We start from the raw sequence: 24,576 nt of genomic DNA, 5'->3' as shown, positions 1-24,576 counted from the left end.
CCTAGGTGCCGCTCTATTTAATTTACTGATATCACGTTGGATCATGAAAGCACTCACAATCGGCCTGATCGGCAATCCCAATGCGGGTAAAACCACCCTTTTCAACCAGTTAACTGGGGCTCGTCAACGGGTAGGTAACTGGGCGGGGGTCACAGTCGAGCGCAAAGAGGGCCACTTCACCACAGCACAACATCAGGTGACCTTAGTTGACCTGCCGGGGACTTACTCCCTAACGACCATCTCAGAGCAAACCTCGCTGGATGAGCAAATTGCGTGCCACTATATTCTGAGCGGCGAAGCTGATCTGCTGATTAACGTGATAGACGCGGCGAATCTCGAACGCAATCTCTATCTCACCCTGCAATTGGTCGAACTGGGTATCCCCTGCATCGTGGCGCTCAATATGCTGGATATCGCCAAAAGCCAGCATATTGAGATTGATATCAATGCGTTATCTCAACAGTTAGGCTGCCCGGTCATTCCACTGGTCTCCACCCGTGGGCGTGGTATCAATGAATTAAAAAACAGTATTGATGAGTTTCAGCCCGCCACCTTCAAGGCATTGGTGAACTATCCGCCGGTGCTACTCAGTGAAGTGGATAAACTGACACAGGCCATGCCTGCATCTTGGCCCGAGCAGCAGCGCCGCTGGCTCGCGCTGCAAATATTGGAAGGTGACATCTACAGTCTGGCCCGTGCGGGTATCGCCCCCTCTCTGGTTGAGCAGGCGCGCCATCAACTGCGGGAGAATCAGCACGAAGATCCTGAACTGGTGATTGCTGATGCCCGCTATCAAAGCATCGCCCGCATCTGCGATATCGTCGGCAATTCGCAACAGGCGGAACCCAACCGCCTGACACAAGCACTGGATAAGGTGATCCTTAACCGCTGGTTAGGTGTCCCTATCTTCTTGTTTGTGATGTATTTAATGTTCGTCTTGGCCATAAATATTGGTGGGGCATTGCAGCCAATATTCGATATAGGATCTGCGGCTATCTTTATTCAGGGGCTACAATGGGTCGGCTACACCCTACATTTCCCGCAGTGGCTCACCATCTTCCTCGCCCAAGGTGTCGGCGGGGGGATTAATACCGTGCTGCCGCTGGTGCCGCAAATTGGCATGATGTACCTGTTTCTCTCCTTTTTGGAGGATTCCGGCTATATGGCCCGCGCCGCCTTTGTGATGGACAGATTGATGCAGGCACTGGGTTTACCGGGTAAATCCTTCGTGCCACTAATTGTTGGCTTCGGCTGCAATGTGCCCTCCATCATGGGTGCCCGTACACTGGATGCACAGCGCGAGCGCCTGATTACCATCATGATGGCCCCCTTTATGTCCTGCGGCGCACGGCTGGCAATTTTTGCCGTCTTCGCCGCCGCCTTCTTCGGGCAAGATGGGGCTAGCATTGTGTTCTCTCTCTACCTACTGGGAATCGCGGTCGCCATCCTCACCGGATTGGTGCTGAAATACACCATCATGCGCGGTGAAGCCTCCCCCTTCGTGATGGAGCTGCCGGTTTATCATGTTCCACACCTAAAAAGCTTGTTATTACAAACTTGGCAGCGGCTGAAAGGCTTTGTGTTGCGGGCGGGGAAAGTCATTGTTATCGCCAGTATCTTCATTGGCGGGCTGAATAGCTTCTCCTTCAGCGGCAAAGCGGTGGATAGCATCAATGACTCGGCGCTGGCCTCCGTCAGTAAAGTGCTAACCCCCCTGCTTACGCCAATGGGAGTTCATAGCGATAACTGGCAGGCTACTGTCGGGTTAGTGACCGGGGCAATGGCGAAAGAGGTGGTGGTGGGGACACTCAACACCCTCTACACCGCTGAGCAGATCAAGAATCAGCCCTTTGATGCAGAGAATTTCAATTTACTGGCAGAACTGGCTGGCGCGGCGGAAACCACGTGGCAGGGGCTAAAAGATACCTTTAGTCTCAGCGTGTTATCTAACCCCATTGAAGCCAGCAAAGGTGATGGCGAAATGGCGGCCGGTTCGATGGGCATGATGAGCAGTAAATTTGGCTCCAGCATCGCCGCCTATAGCTACCTGATATTTGTACTGCTGTATGTGCCTTGTGTCTCGGTGATGGGGGCCATTGCGCGGGAAACTAGCCGGGGTTGGATGACATTCTCAATACTCTGGGGGCTGAATGTGGCTTACTCACTGGCGACCCTGTTCTATCAGGCGGCCACCTTCCGCGAGCATCCACAGCAAAGTCTGAGCATCATTGCATTAGTGATTGTAATCAATGCGCTGATCCTATTTGGTTTACGCCGCGCGCGCAGTCGGGTCACCATGAGGCTACAAAGCAGCACCCCAGCCAGTTGTTGCCAACGTCCAGGCAATGACTGCCATTAACTGATGATCACCCTCAACGGATGTATTGCTTAAAAAGGAGGTGCTATGGCCAGCTTACTGCAACTACGCGATGCAATCGCCCTCAGTGGTAGCATTGATGCGAATCAGCTCAGCCAACAATTGGCGCTGCCTTTACCGCTGGTTGAGGCCATGTTGGAGAGATTGACGGCGATGGGTAAGATTGAACGTATTGAGCAAGATAATAGTGGCTGCCTGACAGGCAGTTGCAAAAGTTGCCCTGAGGGGCAAAACCAATGTCATCCTGTGAGTTATCAGTTAAAAAACCATCAGTAACATCCGGCGAAGAGATGCCCAAGCGGGCATCCCTTATATTGGCTATTTATAGACATCGGCATTAGCATCAAACTTCTTCTTCTCACGCTCAGCGATAATCACATAATACTTACCGCCCTTCTCATCCGCTAATTTTGATAACTCTTCTTTCACATCCATTGGCGATGTCGCTTCACCCGAAGTCGAGATCGTGCCGATTTTTTCGTATTGCTTCGCTTCATCTTTGGTGATCTCTTTCGCCGCCATCGCGCCAAAAGAGATCACCGACACCACCAGAGCTACGGCCAAATTTTTCAATAAATTCATACCAAATACCTCGCAAATGAATGGGTAACACCAGTAAAGCAGTCTTAATTATTAAGCAAATTTGATATTTAGCCATTTAATGACTGATTAAATTCCATTCACCTGTGCTCTCAGCAGGGATTGGGGCCGTGAAACCCGTGGTGATGCCCGCCACTTTAGCGCTTGTTCTGTTGCGCAAAATCCAAAATTAAATTTGAAAAATCATCAGGATGAGAAACAAACGGCGCATGTGCCGCCCCTTTCATCACCACAGACTGCGTGCGCGGCCATTCGTGGTCCAACAAAGAGGCTACTTTGCGCGGCACCAACCCATCCAGATAGCCATAAATACGCAAAAACGGCAGAGAACAAGCGGCCAGTGCTTCGCGCAAATCCGTAGTACGCAAAATTTCCAGCCCCCCCGTCAGCACCTCCACCTCCGGCATCTGATGTTGCAACACCACCGCTTTCAATAAGCGGGCATCCTGCCGTGCGCTTTCAGTACCCAATGTTTGCAATGCCAAAAAGCGCTCAACCGTGCGCTGGAAATCCTCACTGAGTTGCTGCTCGAACCCCGCCAACACTTCCGGCCGGATACCCGGCCACTCATCATGCGCGGTAAAACAGGGTGAGGAAGAGACGGTGATCAGCCCCTCGACGCGCTCTGGATGCCTCAAAGCTATCTGACTGGCAACCAGCCCGCCCATCGACCACCCCAACCACAAAGCCTGTTGCGGCGCTTGCTGCAACACAATAGCGGCCATCTCAGACAAGGGCATCGCCCCAAAATCTTTACTGCGCCCATAACCGGGGAGGTCCACTAAGTGCAGCCGAAAATGCGGGGAGAGCCGCTCAATAATGCAATGCCACACCTCCGCATTCAGCCCCCATCCGTGCAACAGCACAAGATCGCGATCGCCTTCACCACAGATGTTCCAATAAAGTTGTTTCATACGTTAATATCCTGTCGCCTTAACCCTGTCAGGCATCTTGCCTGATTTAATAGCTTACAAAAAATGGCTTACGAAAATAGAGCAACGCCCCCTGCGGCTTCAAGGATGAAGGGGATAATTAAGGACGAATTAGATGCTAACAATCATCTGCCAATGCTGGCTATGCCAACAACGGTTATACCACTCATGGCACGGCATCTGCTGCTACTGCCGTCGCCATCTGCTCAAGTTACCACCCTGCTGCCCGCGCTGCGGTTTACCCTGCACCTGCCCGGATCTGCCCTGTGGCCGCTGCCTGAGCGAACCACCCAACTGGGAGAGCCTCACTTTTGTCAGTGATTATGCGCCCCCGCTAAGTGGGCTGATCAAAAAACTCAAATTTAATGGCACCACACCACTGGCACCCGCCTTAGCGCGCTTACTGTTACTGCGCTGGCTCGATGCCTTCCGCCACGGCAAGGTTATCAAGCCAGACAGAATTATCAGCGTGCCGCTACACCGCTGGCGTCACTGGCGGCGCGGCTATAACCAAACGGATCTGTTAGCTCAGCCATTGGCTCGCTGGCTTAACTGCCACTACAGCAATATGACCTTACAACGCATTCGTGCGACACCACCCCAGCAAAAACTCAATGCCACGGCGCGGCGTGAAAATATGCAGGGAATATTTCGCTGCAAGGAGACGATTCGGGGCCAACATATTGCTCTGCTGGATGATGTTGTGACGACAGGCAGTACGCTGAATGAGATAGCCAAGCTACTATGGACTGAGGGAATAGCCTCATTGCAGGTTTGGTGTATTTGCCGAACCTTGTAGTCACCCTAACAATGGGCGTATTATAGCCGACAAGAGTAGTCAACTATTGAGCAGATGCCATGATCACAATAACAGACGCAGCACAATCTCATTTTGCCAAACTGTTGGCAAATCAAGAAGAAGGCACCCAAATCCGCGTATTTGTTATCAACCCCGGTACGCCAACCGCTGAGTGCGGTGTCTCCTACTGCCCACCGGATGCGGTTGAAGCAACAGATACTGAACTGAAATTCGAGCAGATATCAGCTTATGTTGATGAACTGAGCAAGCCCTATCTGGAAGACGCAGAAATCGACTTCGTCACCGACCAGCTCGGTTCGCAGCTCACACTGAAAGCCCCGAATGCCAAAATGCGCAAAGTGGACGACACTGCACCGCTGATGGAACGGGTTGAGTATGTGCTGCAATCACAGATTAACCCGCAACTAGCCGGTCACGGGGGTCGTGTCACCTTGATGGAGATCACGCCAGATGCATTGGCTATTCTGCAATTCGGCGGCGGCTGCAACGGATGCTCCATGGTCGATGTCACCCTGAAAGAGGGCATCGAGAAAGAATTGTTGCAGAAATTCCCAGAATTGAAGGGCGTGAGAGACTTGACCGAACATCAGCGCGGTGAGCACTCTTACTACTAATTCCGCCTCGTCCTGACAAAATAAGATGTCAAATCAAGGGGAAACGTGCCGTTGGGGCCGCTCTTAGTTTCAAATACAAGTGCGTAATCCGTCGGAGTGCCCGTAGGCGCGGTCAACCCTTGGCTCACGGACTGTATGCTTGAGTTTGTCATTAAATTTAGGGGGGATTTCTTCCCCTCATACAGATAAGAAACCCCAGCAACTCGATCTGAAACGGTGAGGACAGGCGGAAGAGTAAAGCGTCCGCGCCAAGGATGGCGCGGCTCGAGCCTCCACGGATGGATTTACGGCGTCTTTATGATCCGCCTGTTCTCTCCGCCACGAGTACTTTATCAATAACCTCGGGCATTGCTCCCCCAAACAGCAGCACTCTCACCCCGCCGAGACATTTTTGCGGCGCTTATCCAGATCCTTCAATAAACGATTCACCTGAGTGTCAGCAAACATCTCCTCCAGCGTGGTCGTCAACTTACGCCGCCAGTTGGGATATTCATCACTCGTGCCGGGGATATTGACCGGAGCCGCCATATCCAGCCAATCTTCTGGCTGCAAACCCAATAACGCACTGGCGCTATCAGCCACATACCGCTGCAAACCGCGATTGAGTACCGGACTCATCGCCAGTAACGATGCTTTGTGACCCACCTTCTTTGGCACACAATCATAATGATGTAGCCCTTCCAGCAGCCCCTGCTTGGCGCGTTCCCTATCGAGATAGAGCTGCTTCAATATCTGTTGGTCAGGATATAACCCTAGTTTATTGCCCAGCGTCAGATCATCCGCTTGCCAATAACCTCGCAACGTCGGCAGATCATGAGTGGTCACGGTCGCCATCGCCTGAACCGGATAGGACTGTGGTGCACGGAAGGTATTCTCGCTGTCATGCTCAAAATAGAGCACCTTATAGGAGTACACGCCGCTGTCGCGCAACTTGCCCACAATCTCAACGGGCACGGTGCCGAGATCCTCGCCAATCACCATGCAGTGATGACGCTGACTCTCCAGCGCCAAAATCGCCAGCAGGTCATCGACCGGATATTTGACGTAAGCCCCCTGATCCGCCGTCTGACCGTAGGGAATCCACCACAAACGCAAGAGTGCCATCACATGGTCAATGCGCAGTGCGCCGCAACTGGTCATATTGGCGCGCAACAAATCAATAAAGGGCTGATAGGCGCGAGCGCCCATGACGTGCGGGTCCATTGGCGGCAACCCCCAGTTCTGACCGAGTGGCCCCAAAATATCCGGCGGCGCGCCCACTGAGGCTTTCAGGCAATATAACTCACGATCACACCAAGTCTCAGCGCCGCCTTCTGCCACACCCACCGCTAAATCACGGTACAGGCCCAGTGGCATTTTGCGCGCCTGACTGTCACGGAAACAGTCATCAAACTGGCTGGCGGCAAGCCACTGTAGCCACAAATAGAAATTCACGTCATCCGCGTGCTTGCGGCAAAAATCAGCCACCGCACTGCTATGCCCATCTCGATATTCGGCAGGCCATACCGGCCAGCCCCACATCATGGGATCATTTTCACTCAAATGGGCATGTAAGGCATCAAAGGCGGCTTGTTGATGCAGGCTACTGCCGCCTTGCTCAACAAACTGATGGAATGCCTGCACCCGCGTATCTTTTGCTTTTCGCGCCGTAAACAGTGGGAACGCCAACCGCAAAGCTGTCAGCTTAAGCTGCATCGCCTGCGGATAATCAACCCATTCGCTGGCGCGAATATCCGCCAAGATGCGTTGAGTCTCGGGCTGATGCCACCAGAGTTGTGCCGCTTCGCTGTGCTTAAATTCATCCACACTGTTGACGTCGATATAAATCACATTCAGCCAGCGTCTGGATGAGGGACTATAAGGGCTGGCACTTTGTGGGTTCGCTGGATAGAGCGCATGAATCGGATTTAAGCCAATAAAAGCGCCCCCTCGCTCCCCGACCTGCCCCAACATCTGGGCTAAATCGCCAAAATCGCCGATCCCCCAATTGTTTTCAGAGCGCAGGGTATAGAGCTGCACGCACGCACCCCACAGCTTTTTCCCTGCCAGCAGCGCATCCGGTTCATAGCAGCGCTTCGGCGCGACGATAACCGAGCACTGCCACTGTTGTAGGTCTTGCTCCAGAATCAAACGGTGATAACCCTGCGGGAGGGCGGCGGGCAGTGTCAGTGTTTTCTTCGCACTGATACGGCCTTGATGTAACTCACCTTTTTCCGTCTGTAACTGCCAGTGATAATCACCTGAACCCGCCATGGGTAGCTGCATCGGACTACCAAAAATAAAGACTTTTACCACCGGTAATGGTGCTTTTTCTGTCTGAGTAACATGGGACGCATTCATGCGCCCCATGGCCGCCAACAACTGCTGCTTGGTTTCCGGCGAAATAGCCTGCGGCTTACCATGAGCATTAATATAGTTGGCGGCGATCCCTGCCAGTGTCGCTGCTTGATCGAGCGATTTACGATCCATGCAGTCTTCTCCTTAACGTTTGGCTTGCCAGATCCGCGATTGGTAATCACGAATTGAACGGTCAGAACTGAACATCCCTACCCGGGCAGTGTTAAGAATGGTACGGCGGGTCCATTCATCCTTATCGCGGTACAGGGCATCAATTTGCTGCTGTGCCTGACAATATGAGGCGAAATCAGCCAGTACCAGATAAGGGTCACCCCCTTCCAGCAGGCTATGCAACATCATGTCAAATGCGTGTTTATCACCATGACTGAACGCCCCACTGGCCAGCTCATCCAGAATGGCTTTCAGGTGTGCGTCAGCTTTCAGGTATTTCTGTGGCTTATAGCCTTTCGCCAAAATGGCTTTGACCTGCTCCACAGTGTTGCCGAAAATAAAGATATTTTCGTCGCCCACCTGTTCGGCAATCTCGACATTCGCCCCATCGAGCGTGCCGACCGTCAATGCCCCATTCAGCGCCAACTTCATGTTACCCGTGCCAGAGGCTTCCTTACCCGCGGTTGAAATCTGCTCAGAGACATCCGCCGCAGGGATCATCAATTCCGCCACCGAAACACGATAATCGGGGATGAACACCACTTTTAGGCGATCTTTGACGATAGGATCATTATTGATCATTTCAGCCGCTTGATTGATCGCATAAATAATATTTTTGGCTAAATAATAACCCGGAGCAGCTTTGGCCCCAAACAGGAACACACGCGGCACGATATCCAGATTCGGGTTATCGCGGATCTGACGGTAGAGCGAAAGGATATGCAACAGATTCAAATGCTGGCGCTTATATTCATGCAACCGCTTGATCTGCACATCAAAGATGGCGTCCGGGTTGATGGTCAGCCCCATCACGCGCTTCACATATTCAGCGAGCTTAACTTTGTTGTCATATTTAATCTGCTGATAGCGCTCACAAAACGCTTTATCGTCGGCATAAGACTCAAGCCCAGCTAATGCATCCAGATTATTCGCCCACTCAACCTTGAGCGTCTCATCAATCAGACCAGAAAGTGCCGGATTACACTGTTTCAACCAGCGGCGCGGTGTAATGCCATTAGTCACATTATGGAATTTAGTTGGCCATAACTCATAGTATTCAGGGAACAGATCTTTGATCACCAGGTCTGAGTGCAACTGTGCTACGCCGTTGACGGCGAAGCCACTGACCACACACAGATTGGCCATGCGCACCTGTTTATTATGATGCACCGCCAGTTTGGCCCAAACGTCGTCATTGCCCGGCCACTGCTTATCGACCAACTTTTTAAACTGCGCATTGATCTGTTTGATGATGACAAAATGTCGCGGTAACAAGCTGCGAACCAATTTTTCATCCCAGCACTCAAGGGCTTCTGGCATCAAGGTGTGGTTGGTGTACGCAAAGGTTTTACTGGTGATCGCCCAAGCCGCATCCCAGCTAAGCTGATGCTCATCGAGCAGGACGCGCAGCATCTCAGGAATGGCGATTGTCGGGTGAGTATCATTGAGCTGAATGACTTCATAGTCTGGCAACTCAGCCAGTTTACGGCCCGCCAGATGGTGCTTACGCAGGATATCGGCGACCGAACAGGCGCACTGGAAGTATTGCTGCATCAGTCGCAAGCGCTTACCGGCCAAGTGGTTATCATTGGGATAGAGCACCTTGGTCAGTTTCTCGGCTTCAACGCCATTTTGCTCTGCCAGCAGGAATTTCCCGTCATTAAAGTTTGTTAAATCAAATGGATGCTGATGTGTCGCCTGCCATAAACGCAGGGGTTGGGTCACACCATTGCGATAGCCCAGTACCGGTAAATCCCATGCTTCGCCGCGCAGAGTCAATGCCGGACGCCATAACTGACGGCCATCCGCTTGTTTTTCCAACTTGCCGCCAAAACCGACATCGACCGCCAATGCCGCATTATGGCGGAACCATGGATAGCTCTCGCGTTGCCAATTATCAGGTGCTTCCTGCTGCTTACATTCACTGAATGATTGACGGAACAGGCCGTATTGATAATTCAAACCATAACCGGTAGCCGGCTGCTCAACCGTCGCCATCGAATCAAGGAAACAGGCCGCCAGACGCCCCAGCCCACCATTGCCCAGTGCCGGATCGGTCTCCTGCTCTAGCAAGTCACTCAAGTTAATCTGCTGTTCAGCCAGCACGGCTTCCACCTGCTCATACCAACCCAGATTGATCAGGTTATTGGCCGTCAAACGGCCAATTAAAAACTCCATCGAAATGTAGTTAACATGGCGCTGAACTTTTTTGGCTTTCACGGGTGCAGGCTGGGCAGATAACTGTTCGGCTAACGCCGCACTGACCGCTTCCCACCATTGGTGTTGGGTCATTTGCTGAGCGGAGGTTAAGCCAAAGCGCTGCCACTGGCGGGTCAGTGCCGCCAGGAAATCGTCCTTTTTAAGCATAGGCTGTGACATAGGGAGGTCTCTATCCTGTGGGTTGGGTAATTTTACCCTCATCCTGCCAAGGAGAACCGGCAAGGGCATCATCCTGCCGGAGGATTAGCTGGGGATGAGTCGCAGGGCGTAGCTAAAATTGTGATCCGGTGCAACTTACAGCCATAGGAAACATTAACTCTATTGCAATAAGATGGCTGTTATCAGACCTTAGCAGTGCTGATTAATTACGAGGCTAAAAATAATTACTCTTATGAATGCCTGTAACAACTCATTACAAATGGATATATCAATCGCCAGGACGTCTTCTCACCGGATCTCTTTCAAACCGGACACAGCATGCTGATCCCATCAAAACTGAGCCGCCCGGTACGGCTACAAAATACCGTGATACGTGACCGCCTGTTGGTTAAGTTATCAGGTGTGGCGAATTATCGTCTGACATTAATAAATTGCCCGGCGGGGTACGGTAAAACTACGTTAATCGCTCAATGGGCGGCCGACCAATCCAGCCTCGGCTGGTACTCACTGGATGAAAGTGACAATCAGCCAGAACGCTTCGCCACCTATCTGATCGCGGCGGTACAACTGGCGACTGGCGGCCATTGCAGTAAAAGTGAAGCCCTCAGCCAGAAGCATCAATATGCTAGCCTCTCCGCGCTGTTTGCTCAATTATTCATCGAGTTGTCCGATTGGGACGGCCCGCTCTATCTGGTTATCGATGATTATCATCTGATTACCAATGATGCCATTCATGAGGCCATGCGCTTCTTCTTGCGCCATCAACCCGAAAATCTGACGCTGATTATTCTCTCCCGCACCTTACCACCGCTGGGGATTGCTAACCTGCGGGTGCGCGATCAACTGCTAGAGTTGGGAATGCAGCAGTTGGCGTTTAATCATCAGGAGGCGCAGCAATTCTTCGATTGCCGCCTGCCCGCGCCACTGGAACAGGGCGATAGCAGCCGCCTGTGTGATGAAGTCGAAGGTTGGGCCACGGCGCTGCAACTGATTGCGCTGTCATCACGTCAACCCAACTCCTCTGCGCAAAAATCGGCCAAACGTCTAGCGGGGCTGAATGCCAGCCATCTTTCAGACTATCTGGTCGATGAAGTACTGGACCAAGTGGATAGCAATGCCCGCGCCTTCCTGCTGCGCTGTTCCGTATTACGTTCCATGAATGATGCCCTGATTGTGCGTCTGACCGGTGAAGATAACGGCCAACAGCGGCTGGAAGAGTTAGAGCGTCAGGGATTATTCATTCATCGAATGGATGACAGTGGCGAATGGTTCTGCTTCCACCCACTATTCGCCACCTTCCTGCGCCAGCGCTGCCAGTGGGAATTGGCGCTGGAGCTGCCGGAGTTGCATCACGCAGCCGCTGAGGGTTGGATGGCGCTGGGCTACCCAGCGGAAGCTATTCACCATGCTCTGGCTGCCGGTGATGTCGGTATGCTGCGCGATATTTTATTGCAACATGCTTGGACGTTATTTAACCACAGTGAGTTGGCACTACTGGAGCAGTGCTTGGTCGCCCTGCCTTACTCGCTATTGGTGCAAAATCCCGAACTGGCGTTATTGCAAGCTTGGCTGGCACAGAGCCAGCACCGCTACGGTGAGGTCAATACTCTGCTTGAGCGCGCTGAATCAGCGATGCAAGAACGTAAAATTCCTATCAATGAGATTTTACGCGCGGAATTTGATGCGCTGCGTGCTCAGGTCGCCATCAATGCCGGGAAGCCGGACGAAGCCGAAAAACTGGCGACTGATGCCCTGAAATACTTGCCCATGGCGAACTTTTACAGCCGGATCGTGGCCACTTCCGTCACCGGAGAGGTGCACCATTGCAAAGGGGAGCTGAGCCGGGCGCTGCCCATGATGCAGCAAACCGAACAGATGGCGCGCCGCCATGAGGCTTATCACTACGCTTTATGGGCGCTGCTACAACAGAGCGAAATTCTGATTGCTCAGGGCTTTTTGCAGGCGGCCTATGAGACCCAAGATAAAGCCTTTGAGTTGATTCATGAGCAGCATCTTGAGCAATTGCCGATGCATGAGTTCCTGCTGCGGATTCGCTCTCAGGTGTTGTGGTCATGGTCACGGCTGGATGAGGCGGAAGAAGCGGCACGTAAAGGTATCGAAATCTTGGTTAACTACCAGCCGCAGCAACAGTTGCAGTGTCTGGCGATGCTGGCGAAGTGCTCTTTGGCTCGTGGGGATCTGGATAACGCCAATATGTATATCCAGCGCTGCGAGGCACTACAACATGGTAGCCAGTACCATCTCGATTGGGTCACCAATGCCGATAAGCCACGGGTGATTCACTGGCAGATGACCGGAGATAAAGTCGCGGCGGCAAACTGGCTGCGGCAAGCGGAAAAACCAGGCATGGCTGATAACCACTTTTTACAGGGTCAATGGCGTAATATTGCCCGGATTCAGATTATGTTGGGCCGTTTTAATGAAGCCGAAGTGGTGCTGGAGGAGCTGAATGAAAATGCTCGCCGCCTGCGCCTAACCAGCGATCTCAATCGTAACTTATTGTTAAGCAACATGCTTTACTGGCAAACCGAGCGTAAAAGCGAGGCGCAGAAAGCGCTGATTGAATCACTGTCGCTCGCCAACCGCACCGGCTTTATCAGCCATTTTGTGATTGAGGGAGAAGCCATGGCGCAACAACTGCGCCAACTGATTCAACTGAACGCGCTACCTGAATTGGAACAATTCCGCGCCCAACGGATCCTGAAAGACCTGAACCAACACCATCGGCATAAGTTCGCCCATTTTGATGAAATCTTCGTCGATAAGTTACTGACTCACCCGCAAGTCCCAGAATTGATTCGTACCAGCCCGCTGACACAACGTGAATGGCAGGTGCTGGGGCTGATCTACTCTGGCTACAGTAATGACCAAATAGCTGGCGAGCTAGATGTCGCGGCAACCACCATTAAAACCCATATCCGCAATTTGTATCAAAAGCTGGGGGTCGGCCATCGTCAGGAAGCGGTACAGCAGGCTCAGCGCTTATTACAGATGATGGGGTACATTTAACAAAACTATTTTAATGCTGCGGTATCAGCCGCAGTGTTAAAATATAAATTTATTTTTCTGGTGTAGTTGATATCAAATAAAATATTCCTTAATTAAATTGCTAAATACATTAATATACTGAGAAAATAAAAATAATCGTTTTTTGAAAGCGATTATTTAAATCCCACTTTACTATAACACGCTGACATTCAATAAAATAAAAGTGGGATATATGAGAAATATATGCATTGCAACATCTAAGTATATAATTAATTCTAATTTCATCGGAAAAGAAAATAAAAACCTAAATCCCTCTATCAATATAGACTCAATTAAAAACACTCCCATTAAGCTCAATAGATATGGCGGGGAACTCCAGTGTGTACTTTCAAAAAACTCCATCACTGACGCTGGAAATATCAATACGATAAAAAATAAAGAAAACAAGCCAAAATCAGATAACTACAGCACACTAAATAAACAAGGATCTTTATTCAAAGGGATCTTTCAAAATACTTCACCCTCGAAGCCTGGCGTTATTACAAGTAACTTCACAAATGCAAATATTAGCCATTCTAATGCTGGGTCAAATAAACAAGTCAGTGATAAAGAAAACCCGGTCAAAGAGGTGACCCCAGAGACTACCTTGAATAACGAAGTTATGTTTGAAGAATGCCAAAATTATGACTGGGATGATAATGAACTGATGACCGAAACGTACTCTTCAAATAGTTCAGATGCTTCAAATATGAATGAGATACCTGAAGAGGAGTTCGCAGATAAAGTTTGGGAAAAGCATTTTTTTAGCGACGAAAAAATAGAGTTTGAACCAATAATTACAGACGTAAAATCACTGGGTAAATTTGAGGTGACCTTTGGCCCACTGAATAAAAGTTCTTACTTACATCCGTCTTTATATCCAGAATATCCCGAATAAAATAAGACATTGGTCATTCAGTTTAATCGTAAACTGAATGACCTCTTTTTAAAATTAAGTCCTTCATCCCTCTCATACCCAAATACCTGTGCTACCCCCCCCCTCATTCTTCCTAACACTATAAACTCTTCATCCTATACCATCACATCTAGTCTGGTCTTTATTGTGTGAAAAATGATTATAATCTCAAGCTGGTAGGCAATTTCGTCAGTTCATTTTGTAAGGCAAACAACAGTATGGAACAGTTTGAAACAATCAGTGTTGAGCAGGCGTACACCCGTTTGAAAGAAAATAACGCGGTACTCGTCGATATTCGTGACCCACAAAGTTACGAAGCAGGCCATGCGCCTAGCGCATTCCACTTGACCAATAGCAGCCTGCATACCTTTATGCAGCAAACTGATTTTGAGCAGCCGGTGATGGTGATGTGCTACCACGGCAACAGCAGCAAAGGCGCGGCGCAGTATTTGCTCCAGCAAGGTTTTGAAGCGGTTTACAGTATTGACGGTGGCTTTGAAGCTTGGACCAGAAGTTATCCACAAGAGGTGGTGAGCGCTTGTTAGCCAACACTGGCTGGATTGTGATATTTTTAAGCAACTTAATCGCATTTATAAGATTTATCACCTCACGTTAGAATGAAAAAAATATGATTCGTGTGATAGCAATATCTAATCTACGTTTGGCGCAGGCCTTTGTTGATTACATGGCCACCCGCAATGTGGCACTGGAAGTCCGGCCAGATACTCAGGGTGCTGAGATCTGGTTAGCCGATGATGAGCAACTATCGCTGGTGCAGCAGGAGCTGGAGCAGTTTTTGCTCGATCCGCTGAATCCGCGCTATCAAGCGGCGAGCTGGGAGTCGGGTAATTTGCACTCTCACTTATCCTATCAGCGCTTTTCCTACCTCCAGACACTGCGCAGTCAGGCTGGGCCGCTGACCCTCAGTGTCATGATGCTGTGCATCGCCATCTATATACTGATGCAGATTTTCGGCGATAACACGGTGATGTCTTGGCTCGCTTGGCCCCGCGATGAGAGCCAATATCTGCAAATCTGGCGTTGGATCAGCCCTGCCTTCCTGCACTTTTCACTGCTGCATATCCTGTTTAACTTGATGTGGTGGTGGTATCTGGGTGGGCAGATGGAAAAACGACTTGGCACCGGTAAATTGCTGGTATTAACTATCGTTTCGGCCTTATTCAGTGGCTGGGGGCAATCGCTGTTTAGCGGCGTGAACTTTGGTGGTCTTTCCGGCGTGGTCTATGCCTTAATGGGCTATGTCTGGCTGACTGGCGAGCGCGCACCCGAACGCGGTATCTCGCTCCCCCGTGGCTTGATGGCTTTTTCTGTTCTCTGGCTGGTTGCCGGATATTTCGATATGTTAGGTTTGTCGATTGCCAATGCCGCTCATGTCTCAGGTTTGATTATTGGGCTATTAATGGCATTCTGGGATACGCGCAGCAGCGTAAGAACCGCACAATAACTGTCTGGCACAACCAGACGCATTAGGGGATTATCGTGAAGCAAACGCAGCGGCATGATGCGATTATTGAATTGGTTCGCCAACAAGGCTACGTCAGTACTGAAGAGTTAGTGGAGCATTTTACCGTTAGCCCACAAACCATCCGCCGCGATTTGAATGATTTGGCGGACCAAAACAAGATTCACCGTCATCATGGTGGAGCAGCACTGCCGTCCAGTTCGGTTAACGCCGCTTATAATGATCGCAAAGTGATGTGGTCTGAAGAAAAGGCCCGTATTGCACAACGTGTTGCCAGTCAGATCCCCGATGGGGCGACACTGTTTATCGATATCGGCACTACGCCAGAAGCGGTTGCACACGCCCTGATGAACCATAAAGGTCTGCGGGTGGTGACGAACAATCTTAACGTAGCCACCTTGTTGACCGCCAAAGAGGATTTCCGCCTAATTTTGGCCGGCGGTGAAGTCCGCACCCGCGACGGTGGGATTATTGGCGAAGCCACACTGGATTTCATCTCCCAGTTCCGTCTGGATTACGGCATCCTCGGTATCAGCGGCATCGATATGGACGGCTCACTGTTAGAGTTTGATTACCATGAAGTGCGCACTAAACGGGCGATTATCGAAAACTCCCGTTGTGTGATGCTAGTGACCGACCACTCCAAGTTTGGCCGTAACGCGATGGTGAATTTGGGGAACATGAATTTGATTGATTATCTGTTTACGGATCAGATGCCGCCCGCCAGTGTGATGAAGATTATTGAGCAGCATGATGTTCAACTGGAGCTTTGTTAACAGTTTAGTTTTGGTTTCGGTTGATATTCGTTCAGGTGATTGGTTCGGTTGACATGAGATCAGTGCTCACTTTGCCTCCGATGCCTCAACCGCCAATGGGGTTACAAGCGCGTAACCCCCTTGGAACCCCTGCGCTAGCGCACGTATCGCTTGCCCACTTCGTGGGTCCCCTCAATCATCGTTCCGGCTGACGGACCGCCGTGATTCGCTCCTGCTCAAGCACGGCTCGCTCGGCATCCATGCCTCGCGTCCTACCTTCTCTCTTCACTCGGCAGCTCAAATGTGCTTTTAACACCAAGGTCAAAACCACGGTTTTTTGGCTTTTGATGTTAAGCGCAATCAGGAATATTGCCGACGAGGATGGAGGGTAGAGTGAGCGGGCAGGACGCCCGCGAAAAGCGCGCTTGAGCATGGATGCGAATCGCGCTGGCTCGTCAGCCCGAAAGACGTGGGAGGTTTACCCGCAGGGCAATATTTCGCGCAAGGCGCGGGTGTTGGGCCGCCGCCTTGCGGCCCGACTCGGTTGAGGCTACAGAGATCAGGTGAACACCGAGCGACTATCAACCGAAACCTGATCCGGTCTGGTCTGTTCTAACAACCGAATCAATCACCTAAACGATTATCAACCGAAACCAGATCCGGTCTGGTCTACTCCAACAACCGAACCAATCACCTGAACGACTATCAACCGAAACTAGATCCGATCTGCTCTAATAATCGAAACCCGATCCAATTCCCCCCACATCCTGATAACAAAACTGTTACCTCCATCACGCGTGAATGTTTTTTTTTGGTTAACTCTTGGCTTGTTTGTGGGTTTTTGATTACAATCATGAGCGAAAACGAACATTAAAGAGCTGTTTCGAACATCTGGAGGAAGGAAGCATGGAAACCAAAGACTTGATCGTGATCGGTGGCGGCATTAATGGTGCCGGTATCGCTGCTGACGCTGCAGGGCGTGGCCTGTCCGTACTGCTGCTGGAAGCACAAGATTTGGCCTGTGCGACCTCTTCCGCCAGCTCCAAACTTATCCACGGTGGCCTGCGCTATCTGGAGCACTACGAATTCCGTTTGGTCAGTGAAGCGCTGGCCGAACGTGAGGTGCTGCTAAGACTGGCCCCCCATATCGCCTTCCCAATGCGCTTCCGCCTGCCACATCAGCCCCATTTGCGCCCAGCTTGGATGATTCGCGCGGGCCTGTTCCTGTACGACCATTTGGGTAAACGCACCACCTTACCTGCCAGTAAAGGGTTGCGGTTTGGGCCAGAGTCAGTATTGAAACCCGAACTGGTGCGCGGTTTCGAATATTCCGACTGCTGGGTCGATGATGCCCGCCTGGTGGTACTGAATGCGCAGGAAGTGGTCGGGCGTGGCGGTGAAGTTTTAACCCGCACCAAAGTGACCCGCGCATGGCGCGAGCAAGGTTTATGGATGGTTGAAGCCGTGGACGTCAATACCGGCAAAACCTTTACTTGGCGCGCCAAAGGTTTGGTGAATGCCACTGGCCCATGGGTGAAACAGTTCTTCGACGATGGCCTGAAACTCAAATCGCCTTATGGTATCCGCTTGATCAAAGGTAGCCATATTGTGGTTCCACGGGTTCATAACCAGCCGCAAGCCTATATTCTGCAAAACGAAGATAATCGCATTGTTTTTGTCATTCCTTGGTTGGATGAATACTCCATCATCGGCACCACTGACGTGGAATATCACGGCGATCCAAAAGAGGTGAAAATTGACGATCAGGAAATTGCTTATCTGCTGAAAGTCTATAACGACCACTTTAAGAAGCAGTTGGACCGCGACGATATCGTCTGGACTTACTCCGGTGTCCGCCCGTTGTGTGACGACGAATCCGATGCGCCGCAAGCCGTGACCCGCGATTACACACTGGATGTGGCTGACGAAAATGGCAAAGCGCCGCTGCTGTCAGTCTTCGGCGGCAAGCTGACTACCTATCGCAAACTAGCAGAGCACGCGCTGGAAAAACTCTCCGCTTACTATCCGAATGTTGGCCCAGCGTGGACCAAAACTGGCGCACTGCCGGGTGGCGATATTGGCGGCAACCGTGATACCTACACCGTGCAGTTGCGCCACCGTTATAACTGGCTACCTGAAGCGCTGGCCCGCCGCTATACCCGCACTTATGGTAGCCATAGCGAGCTGATTTTGGCTAATTCAACGTGTATTGAAGAGTTAGGTGAACACTTCGGCCATGGCTTGTACGAAGCTGAATTGCGCTATTTGGTCGAGAAAGAGTGGGTAGTCGAGCTGGATGATGCCATCTGGCGTCGCACCAAGCTGGGTATGACCTTGGATGAAGCACAAAAACAGCGTGTCGCTGAATGGTTAGCCGCAGAACAGGGCAAGAAACAGCAGACACTCTCGCTGGTTTCCTGATCGCCAACTCGACATTGATGCTCTTTTAGCTTCAAAAAAACCCTCTTCGACCATCAACGGTGAAGAGGGTTTTTGTTATTTGCTAAGTAAATAATTTGTTCAGTAAATAACTGGCCAAAGGATAACACTACAGCCGGATGGGTTTAATCCCCCAAATCTCATCGGCGTACTCTTGAATCGTCCGATCTGAAGAGAAATAGCCCATATTGGCAATGTTAAGTAAGGTTTTTTGCGTCCACTCATCAGGGCGTTGATAAAGCGCATCGACTTTATCCTGCGTGTCTACATAGCTGCGATAATCTGCCAGCAACTGATAGTGATCACCCAAATTAACCAGCGAATCAAACAAGCTGGTGTAGCGCTGAGGCTCCTCCGGGCTGAAGACACCAGTAGCAATCTGCGTCAGGGCCAGATGCAGTTCTGGATCTTCATCGTAATATTTCCGTGGGTTATAGCCACTGTTACGCAGCTCCTCGACCTGCTCGGTGGTGTTGCCAAAGATAAAGATATTATCTTCGCCCACATGTTCGCGCATCTCGACGTTCGCCCCATCCAGTGTGCCAATGGTCAGCGCCCCGTTCAGCGCAAACTTCATGTTACTGGTCCCCGATGCCTCGGTGCCCGCCAGTGAAATTTGCTCAGAGAGATCCGCCGCCGGAATAATCAACTGCGCCAAACTGACACTGTAGTTCGGGATAAACACCACTTTCAGCAGATTATTGATCCTTGGATCATTGTTGATCACTTTCGCCACATCATTGATCAGACGAATAATTTGCTTCGCATTGTAATAGGCCGAAGCCGCTTTACCGGCAAAAATCACCACCCGTGGCACCCATTTTTCGTCGGGCGCGTCGAGAATGCGGTTGTAGCGGGTGATCACATGCAGCACATTCAATAATTGCCGTTTGTACTCATGGATGCGCTTGATTTGGACATCAAACAGCGCCGTCGGATCGACGACAATATTGAGTTTTTGAGCAATATAGATCGCCAGCCGTTTTTTATTCTCCAGCTTGGCTTTTTGTAACGCACGCAAGAAACTCGGGTAATCGAGGTTCTTTTCCAGTTCACTGAGTTGGCTCAGATCAGTGCGCCAGTTATGGCCGATACTGTCATCCAAGACTGCCGCCAAGGGTCGGTTAGCCAGCGCCAGCCAGCGCCGAGGTGTGACGCCATTGGTTTTATTGCAGAAGCGGTTAGGGAAGATGCGGGCAAAATCAGCAAACAGCGACTGCACCATCAGCTCAGAGTGCAGGGCAGAGACGCCATTCACTTTATGGCTGGCAATCACCGCCAGCCAAGCCATGCGCACTTGTCGGCCATGGTTCTCGTCAATGATCGAGACGCGGGGTAACAGTTCGGGTTCGTTCGGATACTGCTCCTGCACCAGCTTGAGGAAGTGGTCATTGATATCAAAGATAATTTGCAGATGCCGTGGCAGGATTTTGCCGATCATATCGATTGGCCAAGTTTCCAGCGCCTCAGTCATTAATGTGTGGTTGGTGTAGGAGAAAACTTGCTGCACCACATCCCATGCATCCATCCAGCTAAATTTATGCTCGTCGATCAACAGACGCATCATTTCAGGGATAGAAAGCACTGGATGGGTATCATTCAGGTGAATGGCAATCTTGTCGGCCAGATTGTCGAACGTCTGGTGCATGGTCCAGTGGCGATTGAGGATATCCTGCACCGTGGCTGAAACTAAAAAGTACTCCTGCCGCAAACGCAGTTCGCGCCCGGAATAGGTTGAGTCATCGGGATAGAGCACCCGCGATACGTTTTCTGAATGGTTTTTATCTTCAACCGCCGCGAAGTAATCGCCTTGATTGAATTTCCCCAGATTGATCTCATTACTGGCCTGCGCAGACCATAAACGCAGTGTATTGGTGGCATCAGTATCAAAACCGGGAATGATTTGATCATACGCACAGGCGAGGATCTCTTCTGTCTCCAGCCAGCGAGTTTTACTGCCCTCTTGCTGAATACGCCCACCAAACCGCACTTTATAGCGGGTATTGTGCCGTGGGAACTCCCAAGCATTGCCGTACTCTAGCCAGTTATCCGGCGACTCCATCTGTTGGCCGTTGACTATTTTCTGGCTGAACATGCCATATTCGTAGCGAATGCCGTAACCGCGCCCCGGCAGCGCCAGTGTGGCTAGCGAGTCTAGGAAGCAGGCCGCCAGACGACCCAGCCCGCCATTCCCTAAACCGGGGTCATTCTCTTCTTGTAACAGCTCGGACAAATTGAGGCCCATCTCATCCAACGCCTGTTCGAGATCTTCATAAATCCCCATTGATAACAGTGCGTTAGAGAGCGTTCTGCCCAATAAAAATTCCATCGACAGATAATAAACCTGCCGGACATCTTGTGATAGCTGTGCGCGGTTAGAGCGCAGCCAGCGCTCCACCATGCGGTCACGAACCGTAAATAGCGTCGCGTTCAGCCAATCGTGCTGAGTCGCAATGGTGGGGTCTTTGCCAACAATAAACATCAGTTTATAGGCAATGGAGTGCTTCAGTGCATCCACACTGACAATGGGAGAGGTATAACTGAACGGTGATGTCATAGCGGTTTTCCCAAGTTCGTGGTTATCCCCGTCATACTTCAAGCTGCATGTTCGTTGGCTGCTTTCGTTCACCCGAATCATTGACTGGTGCCAACTCACCGGGATTCGCTCAGTTGCCGCCTTCCCGCAACTTGAATTATTTAGGGTAAACAAGCCATCGTATTTCTAACCAATCAGCAACTAAAGACGCCGATAAAGTGACAGATACTCTGCCGCTGCGACTTGCCAACCAAAGTCCAACCCCATGGCATGGCGCTGGACATGACGCCAATGTTTTGGTCGGCTCCACAATACAAAAGCACGGCGTATTGCCCGTACCAATGCCTGCGCATCGCATTCATCAAACACAAATCCCGAGGCGCTGCCATCTGCCAGATTTTCCAGCGCACAATCCACCACGGTATCTGCCAGCCCGCCCGTGTGCCGGACCAGTGGCAAAGTGCCATATTTCAAACCATACAATTGCGTGAGTCCACAGGGTTCAAAACGGCTCGGCACCAGAATCACATCCGCACCGGCAATGATTCGGTGAGAAAATGCCTCATGATAACCAATTTGCACCCCAACCTGACCGGAGTAGTCTGCTGCGGCCGCCAAAAATTCCTCTTGTAGAATCGCATCCCCTGCCCCAAGAACCGCCAGTTGCCCCCCTAATTGCAGTAATTCGGGTAGAGCTTCCAGCACTAAATCCAACCCTTTTTGCGCGGTCAATCGGCTGACCACGGCAAAAATAGGTCGCTTGTCCGTCACCTCCAACCCCATGGCGGTTTGCAGATGCACCTTGTTCACCGCTTTCTTTTGCAGGTTCTCCGCGTCATAACGGGCATGCAGTAGGGTGTCGGTTTGTGGGTTCCAAATATCACCGTCTACCCCGTTGAGTATCCCCGTCAATCTCCCCTGACTGGCACGCTCTTGCAATAATCCTTCCATCCCATAGCCAAACGCTGGCTGGGTAATCTCCTTGGCATAGGTCGGGCTGACCGTCGTGACATGATCAGCAAAGAACAGCCCCGCCTTCAGATAGGAGATTTGGCCGTAGAACTCTAGCCCATACATTTGTAAAAATGCCGCAGGCAGTTGTAACTCAGCCAAGTGACTTCCTGAAAATAGCCCTTGGTAGGCTAAATTATGGACGGTAAAGACCGAGCGTGCCGGGCGGCCACGTGCCGCCAGATAAGCGCAGGCTAATCCGGCGTGCCAATCGTGGGCATGTACCACCTCCGGACGCCAGTAGCCATCCAGTCCGCAAGCCAACTCACAAGCCATCCATCCCAGCAAGGCAAAGCGGCGATAGTTATCGGAATAAGCATGTAACGACTGATCGTGATAGGGGCTGCCCGCGCGATCATAGAGACCGGGGGCATCAATCAGATAGATACCAATGCCCTGATAGTGGCCGTAACGTAATGAAACCCGACCCGCAAAGGTATCAATCTCCCTCACTAACACCGTATCCGGTATGCCGCGACGCAAGTCAGGGAAGGCGGGCAGCATGACCCGCACATCCGCCCCCTCAGCAATTTGGGCGGCAGGTAAAGCACCAACAACGTCAGCCAATCCCCCTGTTTTTAGCAAAGGAAATAGCTCAGAACATACGTGTAGTACCCGCATTATCACTCCTAATCCCAATCTGGTTTTACTCAATACAGCGATAACTTCTAATTAACTAGAAATCACCCAAATGGGCGTTATTGTTGCAGCCAATTTGGACGCGGACAGCGCGCAAAAACCGGAGCGTACACGTAGTACGTGAGGATTTTAGTCGCACGCTCCCCCTACGGGCCGCCCTAAAGGGCGTTCAAAATGCATGCATTTTGTGAGCACTGCCCAAGTTCAAAGTGGCAAATAAAATAGCCCTATTTGGCCGCTAACTTGGCGAGCATCGCCCGCGTCACTAACACCACGCCACCTTCAGAGCGGTAAAAACGCGCGCTGTCTTCATCGGCGTTCTCCCCAATCACCATCCCCTCAGGAATCTGGCAGGCCCGGTCAATAATGCAGCGGCGTAAGCGGCACGATCGCCCGACATTGACATCCGGCAGCAGCAGGGTGGAGTCAATGGTACAGAATGAGTTCACTCGCACCCGAGGGAACAGCACCGAATGCACCACCACCGAGCCGGAGACAATACAGCCGCCAGAGACCAGCGAGTTCATGGTCATGCCGTGACTGCCAGAGCGGTCTTGCACAAATTTGGCGGGCGGCAAGGGTTCCATATGGGTTCGGATCGGCCAGGCGCGGTCATACATATCCAGCTCAGGGGTGACCGAAGCCAGATCGAGGTTGGCCCGCCAATAGGCGTCCAGTGTTCCGACATCACGCCAGTAAGGGGGCAGATCCGCATTGGAGGTCACACAGGAGAGATCAAACGGATGCGCCCACGCGGCTTTTTGCGCGGTGATTTTCGGGATTAAATCTTTGCCGAAATCATGGGTCGAGCCGGGGGTGTGCCGATCTTCTTCCAATAACTTAAACAGATAATCGGCATTGAAAATATAGATCCCCATGCTCGCCAGCGCCATATCCGGTCGACCCGGCATGGCGGGCGGGTTGGCGGGTTTTTCATAAAAAGCGGTCACCTGAAAATCGTCAGCCACCTCCATCACCCCAAATTCACTGGCCTCGCTAATTGGGACCGGAATACAGGCGACAGTACAATCAGACTCTTTCTCCACATGGTCTATTAGCATGCGCGAGTAATCCATCTTGTAGATATGATCACCCGCCAGAATGACAATATATTCCGCATCATAGCGGCGAATAATATCCAGATTCTGATAAACCGCATCCGCCGTGCCTTTGTACCACTGCTCTGTGCTGAGGCGCTGCTGGGCAGGCAGGAGATCCACAAACTCGTTCATCTCCTCATTGAGAAATGACCAACCGCGCTGAATATGCTGGACCAGAGTATGGGACTGATACTGGGTAATGACGCCAATGCGGCGGATGCCGGAGTTCAGGCAGTTAGAGAGCGCAAAGTCGATGATGCGAAACTTGCCGCCAAAATGGACCGCAGGCTTGGCGCGGGTGGCGGTCAAATCTTTCAGCCGCGAACCACGACCGCCCGCTAAAATCAGCGCCACCGTTTTATTCGGTAATTGTCTGGCCAACATCAACGGGTCTTTATTTTCGAATTTAACCATGGCTG

General features: G+C 51.2%; 18 protein-coding genes. 10 read left to right on the top strand and 8 right to left on the bottom strand.

All coding sequences use genetic code 11. The features are described from left to right. Positions 1–43: 43 nt before the first annotated feature. Positions 44–2,359, top strand: coding sequence for a Fe(2+) transporter permease subunit FeoB (feoB, locus tag HRD69_RS06500; RefSeq protein WP_004875169.1), 2,316 nt, complete (start codon positions 44–46; stop codon positions 2,357–2,359). Between the two features lie 45 nt (positions 2,360–2,404). Continuing rightward, on the top strand, positions 2,405–2,653 hold the full coding sequence (locus HRD69_RS06495) for a FeoC-like transcriptional regulator (protein ID WP_004875170.1): 249 nt from the start codon (positions 2,405–2,407) through the stop codon (positions 2,651–2,653). Between the two features lie 42 nt (positions 2,654–2,695). Here HRD69_RS06495 and HRD69_RS06490 read toward each other — a convergent pair whose 3' ends face one another. After that, a complete protein-coding gene (locus tag HRD69_RS06490; protein WP_004875171.1) occupies positions 2,696–2,959 on the bottom strand; it encodes a YdgH/BhsA/McbA-like domain containing protein in 264 nt (87 codons plus the stop codon). A gap of 155 nt (positions 2,960–3,114) precedes the next feature. Next, positions 3,115–3,891 carry a pimeloyl-ACP methyl ester esterase BioH gene (gene bioH, locus HRD69_RS06485; RefSeq protein ID WP_004875172.1) on the bottom strand — a complete coding sequence of 259 codons (777 nt, stop codon included), beginning with the start codon at positions 3,889–3,891 and terminating at the stop codon, positions 3,115–3,117. Positions 3,892–4,024: 133 nt separating this feature from the next. Between bioH and gntX the strand changes: the two genes are divergently transcribed. Continuing rightward, positions 4,025–4,708 carry a DNA utilization protein GntX gene (gene gntX, locus HRD69_RS06480; protein ID WP_004875173.1) on the top strand — a complete coding sequence of 228 codons (684 nt, stop codon included), beginning with the start codon at positions 4,025–4,027 and terminating at the stop codon, positions 4,706–4,708. A gap of 59 nt (positions 4,709–4,767) precedes the next feature. Next, entirely contained in the window at positions 4,768–5,343 is a 576-nt protein-coding gene (nfuA, locus tag HRD69_RS06475; RefSeq protein ID WP_004875174.1) for a Fe-S biogenesis protein NfuA, read from the top strand. 372 nt (positions 5,344–5,715) lie between these two features. On the opposite strand, the gene malQ is transcribed toward nfuA, so the two are convergent. Beyond that, positions 5,716–7,812 (bottom strand): 4-alpha-glucanotransferase, encoded by a 2,097-nt coding sequence (gene malQ, locus HRD69_RS06470; protein WP_004878008.1) that lies wholly within the window; start codon positions 7,810–7,812, stop codon positions 5,716–5,718. A 12-nt stretch (positions 7,813–7,824) separates the two neighbouring features. Then, the gene (malP, locus tag HRD69_RS06465) at positions 7,825–10,230 is read right to left on the bottom strand and encodes a maltodextrin phosphorylase (RefSeq protein ID WP_032815591.1); all 2,406 of its coding nucleotides are present in this window, start codon (positions 10,228–10,230) and stop codon (positions 7,825–7,827) included. A gap of 318 nt (positions 10,231–10,548) precedes the next feature. On the opposite strand from malP, the gene malT reads away from it, so the two are divergent. The 5 genes from malT (at position 10,549) to HRD69_RS06440 (ending at position 16,453) form a co-directional block, all read left to right on the top strand. Then, on the top strand, positions 10,549–13,260 hold the full coding sequence (malT, locus tag HRD69_RS06460; protein ID WP_004878014.1) for an HTH-type transcriptional regulator MalT: 2,712 nt from the start codon (positions 10,549–10,551) through the stop codon (positions 13,258–13,260). 211 nt (positions 13,261–13,471) lie between these two features. Then, a complete protein-coding gene (locus HRD69_RS06455; RefSeq protein ID WP_004878016.1) occupies positions 13,472–14,176 on the top strand; it encodes a hypothetical protein in 705 nt (234 codons plus the stop codon). A gap of 236 nt (positions 14,177–14,412) precedes the next feature. Further along, on the top strand, positions 14,413–14,739 hold the full coding sequence (glpE, locus tag HRD69_RS06450) for a thiosulfate sulfurtransferase GlpE (protein ID WP_004878019.1): 327 nt from the start codon (positions 14,413–14,415) through the stop codon (positions 14,737–14,739). An 83-nt stretch (positions 14,740–14,822) separates the two neighbouring features. Beyond that, positions 14,823–15,659: a rhomboid family intramembrane serine protease GlpG gene (glpG, locus tag HRD69_RS06445; protein WP_004878020.1), complete on the top strand. Its 837-nt coding sequence runs from the start codon at positions 14,823–14,825 to the stop codon at positions 15,657–15,659. Between the two features lie 35 nt (positions 15,660–15,694). Then, positions 15,695–16,453, top strand: a complete 759-nt coding sequence (locus tag HRD69_RS06440) for a DeoR/GlpR family transcriptional regulator (protein WP_004878022.1) — start codon at positions 15,695–15,697, stop codon at positions 16,451–16,453. A 175-nt stretch (positions 16,454–16,628) separates the two neighbouring features. On the opposite strand, the gene HRD69_RS06435 is transcribed toward HRD69_RS06440, so the two are convergent. Further along, positions 16,629–16,865, bottom strand: coding sequence for a hypothetical protein (locus HRD69_RS06435; RefSeq protein WP_172984605.1), 237 nt, complete (start codon positions 16,863–16,865; stop codon positions 16,629–16,631). A gap of 473 nt (positions 16,866–17,338) precedes the next feature. On the opposite strand from HRD69_RS06435, the gene glpD reads away from it, so the two are divergent. Further along, positions 17,339–18,853 (top strand): glycerol-3-phosphate dehydrogenase, encoded by a 1,515-nt coding sequence (gene glpD, locus HRD69_RS06430; RefSeq protein ID WP_004874888.1) that lies wholly within the window; start codon positions 17,339–17,341, stop codon positions 18,851–18,853. 127 nt (positions 18,854–18,980) lie between these two features. On the opposite strand, the gene glgP is transcribed toward glpD, so the two are convergent. The 3 genes from glgP to glgC form a co-directional block, all read right to left on the bottom strand. After that, positions 18,981–21,428, bottom strand: a complete 2,448-nt coding sequence (gene glgP, locus HRD69_RS06425; protein ID WP_032814128.1) for a glycogen phosphorylase — start codon at positions 21,426–21,428, stop codon at positions 18,981–18,983. A gap of 180 nt (positions 21,429–21,608) precedes the next feature. After that, complete coding sequence (gene glgA, locus HRD69_RS06420) at positions 21,609–23,039, bottom strand: glycogen synthase GlgA (RefSeq protein ID WP_032814130.1); 1,431 nt, start codon at positions 23,037–23,039, stop codon at positions 21,609–21,611. Positions 23,040–23,284: 245 nt separating this feature from the next. After that, complete coding sequence (gene glgC / locus HRD69_RS06415; protein WP_004874891.1) at positions 23,285–24,571, bottom strand: glucose-1-phosphate adenylyltransferase; 1,287 nt, start codon at positions 24,569–24,571, stop codon at positions 23,285–23,287. Positions 24,572–24,576: the final 5 nt, after the last annotated feature.

It is taken from the genome of Yersinia mollaretii ATCC 43969 (assembly GCF_013282725.1).
GTDB lineage: Bacteria > Pseudomonadota > Gammaproteobacteria > Enterobacterales > Enterobacteriaceae > Yersinia > Yersinia mollaretii.
Note: the sequence above shows the minus strand (reverse complement) of the source record. Positions and strands in the feature narration are given on the sequence as shown.

Coding starts and splice junctions, on each gene's coding strand:
- HRD69_RS06490 (WP_004875171.1), bottom strand. CDS start 2,959: ATGAATTTATTGAAAAATTTGGCCGTAGCTCTGGTGGTGTCGGTGATC.
- glgC (WP_004874891.1), bottom strand. CDS start 24,571: ATGGTTAAATTCGAAAATAAAGACCCGTTGATGTTGGCCAGACAATTA.
- glpE (WP_004878019.1), top strand. CDS start 14,413: ATGGAACAGTTTGAAACAATCAGTGTTGAGCAGGCGTACACCCGTTTG.
- nfuA (WP_004875174.1), top strand. CDS start 4,768: ATGATCACAATAACAGACGCAGCACAATCTCATTTTGCCAAACTGTTG.
- glpD (WP_004874888.1), top strand. CDS start 17,339: ATGGAAACCAAAGACTTGATCGTGATCGGTGGCGGCATTAATGGTGCC.
- malQ (WP_004878008.1), bottom strand. CDS start 7,812: ATGGATCGTAAATCGCTCGATCAAGCAGCGACACTGGCAGGGATCGCC.
- HRD69_RS06435 (WP_172984605.1), bottom strand. CDS start 16,865: ATGCTCAAGCGCGCTTTTCGCGGGCGTCCTGCCCGCTCACTCTACCCT.
- malT (WP_004878014.1), top strand. CDS start 10,549: ATGCTGATCCCATCAAAACTGAGCCGCCCGGTACGGCTACAAAATACC.
- bioH (WP_004875172.1), bottom strand. CDS start 3,891: ATGAAACAACTTTATTGGAACATCTGTGGTGAAGGCGATCGCGATCTT.
- HRD69_RS06455 (WP_004878016.1), top strand. CDS start 13,472: ATGAGAAATATATGCATTGCAACATCTAAGTATATAATTAATTCTAAT.
- malP (WP_032815591.1), bottom strand. CDS start 10,230: ATGTCACAGCCTATGCTTAAAAAGGACGATTTCCTGGCGGCACTGACC.
- gntX (WP_004875173.1), top strand. CDS start 4,025: ATGCTAACAATCATCTGCCAATGCTGGCTATGCCAACAACGGTTATAC.
- glgP (WP_032814128.1), bottom strand. CDS start 21,428: ATGACATCACCGTTCAGTTATACCTCTCCCATTGTCAGTGTGGATGCA.
- glpG (WP_004878020.1), top strand. CDS start 14,823: ATGATTCGTGTGATAGCAATATCTAATCTACGTTTGGCGCAGGCCTTT.
- feoB (WP_004875169.1), top strand. CDS start 44: ATGAAAGCACTCACAATCGGCCTGATCGGCAATCCCAATGCGGGTAAA.
- glgA (WP_032814130.1), bottom strand. CDS start 23,039: ATGCGGGTACTACACGTATGTTCTGAGCTATTTCCTTTGCTAAAAACA.
- HRD69_RS06495 (WP_004875170.1), top strand. CDS start 2,405: ATGGCCAGCTTACTGCAACTACGCGATGCAATCGCCCTCAGTGGTAGC.